The sequence below is a fragment of the Allobosea sp. P1_A7 genome, assembly GCF_056406775.1.
In genome coordinates this window covers 1-1,146 of record NZ_JBFTZN010000590.1, presented here as the reverse complement: position 1 = coordinate 1,146, position 1,146 = coordinate 1, and the positions used below count along the sequence as shown (strand labels likewise).

General features: G+C 58.3%; 2 protein-coding genes. Both read right to left on the bottom strand.

Annotated features, from left to right (window positions below; all coding sequences use genetic code 11):
* Positions 1–334 precede the first annotated feature (334 nt).
* Complete coding sequence (locus AC1D34_RS37845; protein WP_441509074.1) at positions 335–586, bottom strand: GlsB/YeaQ/YmgE family stress response membrane protein; 252 nt, start codon at positions 584–586, stop codon at positions 335–337.
* Positions 587–935: 349 nt separating this feature from the next.
* The coding region (locus AC1D34_RS37840; protein ID WP_476827063.1) for a hypothetical protein at positions 936–1,146 on the bottom strand (211 nt) is incomplete at its 5' end.

Sequence of the window (1,146 nt, the reverse complement as noted above, 5' to 3'; positions counted from 1 at the left end):
GCCAAGGATGACGCGGACAACATCAGGGCCAGCGCTTAGAAAAGTGCACCAAAAGGCCGAAGACATGACCGCTCCCACGATCCTCGCCGCGCCAAAGAAATCCCCTTGATCAAAGGGCGCCGTCCAGACATGACAACGCCCGACCGACGCTGCGCCTCTTCCGAGCCGCGTCCGCGCAGCAGTGGCAAAACGCGACCACCGCCGCGTAAGTGCAGCATTGCACAGAGCGAAATCCGGCTCGTCGAGTTTCCCGTGACAATGCCCAAAGATCGATGGTGAGGTCGAACCTAGTCTGCTTCTCGACGCCAGCCAGGGCCGGGCAACACGGAATGAATCAAGCGCGTTGTCGAACCATCCGCACGGCGAAGATCAGGATAACTGCCCCAACGAAGCCCGCGATCAAATAACCGACCCAACCGGGACCGAATTTGATACCCATAAGGCCGAACAGCCAACTAGCAGCAGCGGCCCCTACGATTCCCAGGACGATGTTCATCACAAGTCCCATGTCGCTCTTCATAAACTGCTCGGCGAGCCAGCCAGCAATGCCGCCGACAACGATGGCGGCGATCCAACCGATTTCCATATGCGACCTCACCAGCAATGCAGCCAATAGAAACCGTGTACTTTGAGGCGTTACGGCAAAAAGGGCCCTCAGCTAAGCCCCGTTCGGACGGGATCTCAGTAAGGATAGAACGAGCCGAGCTGGACGGCAATGCGAGGCGGCTAGCGCTGCATGGTCGAGCGGTTTGTTTCAATGCCCGATGCGTGTCGCTTTTGAAGCTGATCCATGTCGCTAAACTTAGCCCCGGGACAGCGAGGGCTCAATCCGCGCGACAGTTCGCACTGGCTTGCGCGGGTTGGTGCCGATCCTGATTGCTGAGACACAACAGGGTCCGGATCGCCGCGGCCAAGAAGCCCGCTGGAGCATCACTTCAGCTAGTTCGTTTGGCGGTGCGGCCACGAGGGCCTTCATCGCTGCGGATTGCTACCCGCACGGGAGAAGTTGTGGTCATGCCGAAAGGATCGAAGAGGGCCGAGATTTGCCGTGCACCAACCCGGTCCTGTGCCTTCGAATATTCTTCAGTTTGTTCGCGGATAGAGTCGGTGATGAGTTTGAAGAGATCGAACATCGTCAACATCGTC